Source organism: Micromonospora sp. NPDC005305, from assembly GCF_040607315.1.
Taxonomy (GTDB): Bacteria; Actinomycetota; Actinomycetes; order Mycobacteriales; family Micromonosporaceae; genus Micromonospora.
Map to the genome: position 1 here is coordinate 1 of NZ_JBEXGL010000024.1, position 6,513 is coordinate 6,513.

Below are 6,513 nucleotides of genomic sequence, written 5' to 3' on the forward strand. Positions count from 1 at the left end.
CCCGCCCGCCGGGCACCGCGAGGCCGACGGCGGCGACCGCCGCGAACAGCACCGTCGGCGCGACCGCCGGGCCCGCGTTCGGCCCGACCACGTACAGCGCGCCGGCGTAGAGCAGCACCGGCGGCAGGTAGCCGAGCAGCACCCGGCCGGCCCGCAGCGCCACCTCGGCGGCGGCCAGCCCGGCCAGCCAGGCCGCCACCACCGGAACCAGCACCGTGTCCGGGGCCGGCTCCACCGGGATCATCGCGGTGAGCAGCCGGGGGATGGCGTTGCGGGCGGCGTCGGCCGCCACGTCGCCGAGACCGCCGGGCAGCGCCGCGTGGGCGGCGGCCAGCCGCAGCGACAGCAGCGCCCAGCCGGCCAGGGCGGCCACCGACAGCGGCGCCACCAGCCAGGACGGCAGCCGCCGGGCGGCGACGCTCACCAGCACCGAGCCGACCGCCGCGCCGGCCGTCAGGCGGGTCAGCAGCGGGTCCGCGTAGACCCGGCCGAGCACCACACCGGCCAGGGCGATCATGGCAATCAGCGCCAGCGGCACCGGCACGGCACGCAGCACCCGCGCCACGGGACCGGGAGCGCCGCCGGCCGGCCCGGCCGGCGCGCCGACCGCCGGGCGCGGCGGCGTCACGGTCACCACCGGCGGATCCCGTCCCACTCGGCGGCGAACTCGGCGCCGTCCGCCGCGTCCACCACCACCAGGCCCGCCGCGCCGGCCGCCGTCGGGTCCGCCGCCCCGAACATCCCGACCACCACCGACGGGTACGCGCGGCGCAGCGCGCCGACCTGCCCCAGGTCGTCGCGGGCGCCCGGCCCGGTGAGGAAGACCAGCGTGTCCCCGAGCCGCTCCTGCCGCAGCCGGCTCAGCGCGGTACGCAGCACGTCCTCCCCGCCGTCGGCCAGCTCCGCCGCGGCGAGCCGGTCCAGCGGCCCGCGCGACAACTGCGGCTCGGCGCGTCCCACGCCGCGCGACGACCCGGAGCCGTCGGCAGCTCCGGCCGGCTCCTCGGCGGCGGGCGCGACCAGCAGCAGGCTCACCGGCAGGTCCTCCCGGGTCGCGGCGGCCACCACCGACGCCGCCGCCTCACACCCCGACTCGAACGACTCGGCCACCCCGGCGTCCCGGTCCGGGTGGGCGACCGCCCGGTTGTCCAGCACCACCACGAGCCGGGGCAGGCTGGTGTCCACGTTCTCCCGCACCATCAACTCGCCCACCTTGGCGCTGGTCCGCCAGTGCACCCGGCGCAGCTCGTCGCCGACCACGTACTCCCGCAGCGAGTCGAAGGTGATCGAGCCGTGCGGCACGCTGTCGGTGCGCCCGTCCAGGCTCCGCCCGGCGCCGGTCGGCACCGCCGACAGCGGATGGATGCGCGGGTGCACCCACACCGGCACCGGATCCCCGTACGCGCGGGCCAGCGCCACCAGCCCGAGCGGGTCGCGCCGGGTCACCCGCAACGGCCCCACCGGCACCACCCCCCGGCGGTGGGTCGGCACCGGGTAGCGCACCTCGGTGTCCCGCCCCGGACGCAGCCGCAGCAGCGGCACCGGCACCAGCCGGCCGCCGCACCGGTCCTCGGCCACCAGGTTCGCCGCCCGCAGCCGCCCGGTGTTGCGTACGGTCAGCACCATGGCCGCCGGCTCACCCCGCGCCACCCGGTCCGGGTCGGCCACGCGCTCGACCGCCAGCCGCGGGCGCCAGGCGGCCGTCACCAGGGCGTACCCGACCGCGACACCGGCCGCCACGCCGAGCACGGTCAGCTCCGGGTACGCGTACCGGAAGCCGACCCCCAGCAGCACGACGGCGGCGACGAGCAGCCCGACACCGCGGGTGGTGATCCCCACCGCTCAGCCGTGGACCGGGGCGGGCTGGCCCGACGGCAGTGGCACCGGCACCGAGGCGACCGCCTGGCGCAGCACGTCGGCCGGGGTCACCCCGCGCACCTGCGCGTCCGGGGTGAGCAGCAGCCGGTGCGCGAACACCGGCTCGACAAGCGTCTTCAGGTCCTCCGGCATGATCCAGCCCCGCCCGTCGATCAGCGCGTACGCGCACGCCGCCCGGGTCAGCGCGATCACGCCCCGGGGGCTGACCCCGACCCGCACCTGCGGGTGGGTGCGGGTCGCCGCGGCCAGCCGCACCGCGTACGCGTACAGCGGCTCGGCGATGTGCACCCGCCGGGCCATCTTCACCATCTCCCCGACCGTGGCCGTGTCGGTGACCGCCGTGAGCGAGTCGGGGGAGCGCAGGGTGGCACCCCGCAGCACCTCCACCTCGACCGCCTCGTCCGGGTAGCCGACGGAGAGCTTCACCAGGAACCGGTCGAGCTGCGCCTCGGGCAGCCGGTAGGTGCCGTCCATCTCCACCGGGTTCTGGGTGGCCACCACCAGGAACGGCTGCGGCACCGGGTGGCGTACGCCGTCCACCGTGACCGTGCGCTCCTCCATGACCTCCAGCAGCGCCGACTGGGTCTTCGGCGACGCCCGGTTGATCTCGTCGGCGATCACGATGTTGGCGAAGACCGGCCCCGGGTGGAACTCGAAGCCCCGGCTGGCCTGGTTGAAGATCGTCACACCGGACACGTCCGAGGGGAGCAGGTCCGGCGTGAACTGGATGCGCCGCCACTGGCCCTTCACGGTCGCCGCGACCGCCCGGGCCAGGGTGGTCTTGCCCACCCCGGGCACGTCCTCCAGCAGCACGTGCCCCTGGGCGAAGAGGGCGGTCAGCGCCAGCCGGACCACCTGCGGCTTGCCCAGCACGACCGCGTTGACGTTCTCGGCCAGCCGGGCGGCCAGGGCGGCGAAGCCCTGCACCTCCGGCTGGGTGAGCGGTTCGTGGGTGTTCACGTGCGGGGTGCTCCTCGGTGCGGCGCGGTCAGCAGGTGGGCAGGAGGTTGATGTTGTCGCCACCCTCCAGGTTCAGCCAGGCCCACGGGATGTAGTTCTTGCCCGAGTACTCGACCTGCACCCACCAGGTGCTCTGCTTCTGGTTGTTGTAGATCCAGGAGTCGACGTTCTCCCCCTGCTTCTTGCAGTAGGCCTTCAGCCGGGTGCCGGGCTTCGCCCAGCCGACCTGCTTGGCGTTGAGCTGCTCGGGCACCGAGAAGATCTCGTTGCCGTTGCGATCCCCGGGCACCTCCCGGTTGCAGTAGGTGCGCTGGTCGCCGTCCGGACCGTTGTTGCAGGTCGCGATCCCGTAGAGCGCGTCGGTGCTCTGCGCCCGGCTGCCGGTGCCCTTGCCCGCCGCGTTGCTGGCAGTCACCGTCACCGTGTACGCGGTGCCCGGCGTCAGGCCGCTCACCCGCAGGCTGGAGCAGCTCCCGCTGGCCGTCTTGCCGCCGGTGGCGGCCGTGCAGGTCGCCCGGCCACCGCCCGCGTCGACGGTGAACGTCACCGTCACCGAGGTGGCGTCGGCCGACGAGCCGGTCATCGTGACCCGGGGCGCGGCCACCGTGCGGGCCGTTCTGCTGGCCTCCGCGCCGGGGCCGGCCTCGTTGACCGCCTTCACCTTGACCGTGACGTTCTGCCCGTCGCCGAGGCCGCCGATCGTGGTCCGCACGTCGGTCACCTCGGTGGTCTTCCCGGCGGCCTCCACCACGTACTTCGTCACCGGGCGGCCGTTGTCCACCGCCGGCGCCCACTCCACGGCGATGGTGCCCGGCTGGTCGGCCACCGTGGACGCCTGCAGCTCGGTCGGCGCCTTCGGCACGGTGAACGGCACCACCGTGTTGCTCACCGGCGAGGCCTTCGACCCGGCGCCCTTGTCGCTCACCGCGATCACGGTGAAGGCGTACTGCGTGCCGTACTCCAGCTGACCGGCGGGGATGACCAGCTCGGTCTTGGGCGACTCGCCGGCCGGAGCGGTCGCGCCGGCCGAGCTGGCGGTCACCGCGTACTTCGTGACGGTGTTGCCCTGGCCGTTCGCCGCCGGCCACTTCAGCACCACCGTGCCGTCCGGCCGGGCCTCGGCCGTCACACTGGCCGGCGGGTCCGGCACGGCGGCGGTCGGCGTGACCGGGTTGCTCCTCCGGGCCGGCCCGTCGCCCTTGGCGTTCACCGCGTGGACCGAGAACGTGTACGTCTCGCCGTTGGTCAGCCCGGTGATCTCCAGGGCACGCTGGTTCGCGCCCACCTCGTGGCGCTGGCCGGCGCCCTCCACCACGTACCTGGTGATCTCAGCGCCGTTGGACGCGGCCGCCTGCCAGCTCACCCGCGCCGACGCGTTCCCCGCGGCGGCGGTCACCGCGCGCGGCGCACCCGGCTTGCCCACCTTCGGCTTCTTCGGCGGGGGCGGCGGCGGGGGAGCCGGCGGCGGGTCACCGCCGAGCACGTCGTTGGCGTACTTGTTGACCTCGCGCACCTGGTTCCGGTCGTCCACCACCTGCGCGGTGGACGAGTTCGGCGGGTTGATGAAGAGGTGGTTCTCGCGGACCTCCAGCTCCATCGGCCCGGGCCGCCCGGACCCCTTGATGGTGTCGACGAGCTGCCCGTTCGCGTCGAAGGAGTAGACCGTGCCGGTGGTCTCGTCGGCGCAGTAGAACCGCCCCGCCCAGGCCACCGCCGGGCTCAGCTCCCCACCCGCGCCGGGCACCGTGAACCGCTGCACCTCGGCGGCGTCGCGGACCACGTGCACCTTCCGCTCACCGCTCACCGTGACCGGCACCTGCGGGCCGGTGGTGCGCGTCGGCAGGCTGCCCGGGGCGGTCATCGTCAGGTTGGCCCGCTGCGTCTGCCCGGCCCGCACGGTGACCAGCGAGGCGGAGGTGCGGTCGAGCACCGCCACCCCCTCGTCCAGCGTGGACACGACCAGCTCGTGGGCCGGCTCCGCCACCTCGTACGTCTCGACGCGCTTCGGGCTGAGCCCGGCGGGCGGCGCGGCGCCCGGGGTGGCTGGCAGCTCGGCGGCCGTGACCGCGGAGACGGTGCCCTCGCTCGGCACCGCGATCCACAGCTTGCCGGCACCGTCGAACGCCCCGCCCGTGATGCCCGGCGGGTAACGCACCGGCTCGCCCACCGGCGTCAGCGACCGCGGGTCGAGCTGCCGGACGATGCCCTGCACCGCGTCGACGACGAACGCCGCGTCCTCGTGCAGGGCGACGCTCACCCCGAGGCCCGGCGCGGTCGGCGTGGTCGCGGTGATCTGGAGGGTGGCCAGGTCCAGCGAGCTGACCTGACCGGTGTTCAGATCGCGCAGGATCAGCAGCCGGTCGGTCTGGGCGACCTGCATCTGGTGCCGGCGCCCGCCGGGCACCTCCATCCGGGTGTCCACCCGCGCGGTCACCCCGTTGACCCGGGCCAGCTCGCTGCGGCTGGTGCTCCACAACCAGGAGGCGGCGTCGTAGTTGGCCACCGCGTTGTCGGCGGCGCCCAGGCCGAGCACGGTCAACCCCATGGCGGCCAGCAGCGCGGCCACGGTGCCGATGGTCACCAGCCCGCCCCGCATCCGGGACCGGGGGCGGGGCGTCTCCGGCCCGGTGCTCGTGACGCTCTCGATGGTGGTCACTGGCGGCTGCCTTCCCGCGTCGGTGGGGGAGGGCGGCACGCGCGGTCGACCCTCCCCAGAGCCGGGAGCCATCATAGGGGCCGGCCGGGACCGGTGAAACCCGCACCGTCCTCCTGTGGACACCGAGCGTGTCGTCAGGGCCGCTAATTCGGCGTCGTGCCACCCTCCCGGTCGGTGCAGACCTGACCCGAGGTGGCGTAGGTGTCCGTCGAGTAGACGGCCAGCACCGTGAAGCAGTAGTCCAGCTTCGGACTCAGCCCGTTCACCGTGTAGCGGGTCTGCCCGGCGTCCACCGTGGCCATCACCCCCAACTTCTGCCCGGCCCGCCCGCCGGCCACCACGAACGGCACACCGCCGCCCGTCGGATCCGTCCAGGTGACGGTGATCGTGGTGGTGTCGTCCTGCAACCGCAGCTCACCCGGCGGCGGACCGCTCACCTTCGGCTTCGCCGTCGGCGCCGGCGCGGGAGGTGGCGCCGGGTCACGGTTGAGCAGCACGGCGCCCACGCCCACGGCGGCCGCCACCACGACCACCACGATGCCCGCCACCAGGGCCACCACGGTCCGGTTGCGGCCGCGCGCCTCCGGTTCCTCCGCCACCGGGTACGCGGCCGGCTGGTGGAACGCCGGCGGCACCGCCGGCCAGGCGCCCTGGCTCGGGTACGGCTCCGGGGCCGGCTGTTGCGACTCGGGGAAGTCCAGCAACCCGTCGTAGACCGGCAGCGGTCGCGGCGTGTCCTCCCCGCTCTCCGGTGCGGGGTCCGGGTCCGGGTTCACCGTGTCGGGCTCGTCCACGACGGGCTCGGGACGGGGATCGCCCGGCCGGTCGAGGGCCTGCGGCGGCGCGGCGCTGCTCCACGGCGGCGCGGTCATCCCCCACGGCGGCACGGGCGAGGCGCTGACCGGCGCCGCGGCGGGCGGCCCGCTCACCGGCGGCGGGTACCCGGGCGGGCCACTGACCGGGTATCCGGCCGCTGGCACTGTCCCGGACGGTGGGCCGCTGGCCGGCGGTGCGCTGAA

General features: G+C 75.3%; 4 protein-coding genes and 1 pseudogene. All 5 read right to left on the reverse strand.

What is annotated here, in order from left to right; all coding sequences use genetic code 11:
• Positions 1-565, reverse strand: a pseudogene (locus tag ABZS80_RS28045) (transglutaminase domain-containing protein); the annotation flags it as partial.
• 65 nt (positions 566-630) lie between these two features.
• The gene (locus tag ABZS80_RS28050; RefSeq protein ID WP_355060466.1) at positions 631-1,839 is read right to left on the reverse strand and encodes a DUF58 domain-containing protein; all 1,209 of its coding nucleotides are present in this window, start codon (positions 1,837-1,839) and stop codon (positions 631-633) included.
• A 3-nt stretch (positions 1,840-1,842) separates the two neighbouring features.
• Positions 1,843-2,838 carry a MoxR family ATPase gene (locus ABZS80_RS28055; RefSeq protein WP_355060468.1) on the reverse strand — a complete coding sequence of 332 codons (996 nt, stop codon included), beginning with the start codon at positions 2,836-2,838 and terminating at the stop codon, positions 1,843-1,845.
• Positions 2,839-2,866: 28 nt separating this feature from the next.
• Positions 2,867-5,434 (reverse strand): fibronectin type III domain-containing protein, encoded by a 2,568-nt coding sequence (locus ABZS80_RS28060; protein ID WP_355060592.1) that lies wholly within the window; start codon positions 5,432-5,434, stop codon positions 2,867-2,869.
• Positions 5,435-5,637: 203 nt separating this feature from the next.
• A complete protein-coding gene (locus ABZS80_RS28065; RefSeq protein ID WP_355060470.1) occupies positions 5,638-6,423 on the reverse strand; it encodes a fibronectin type III domain-containing protein in 786 nt (261 codons plus the stop codon).
• Positions 6,424-6,513 lie beyond the last annotated feature (90 nt).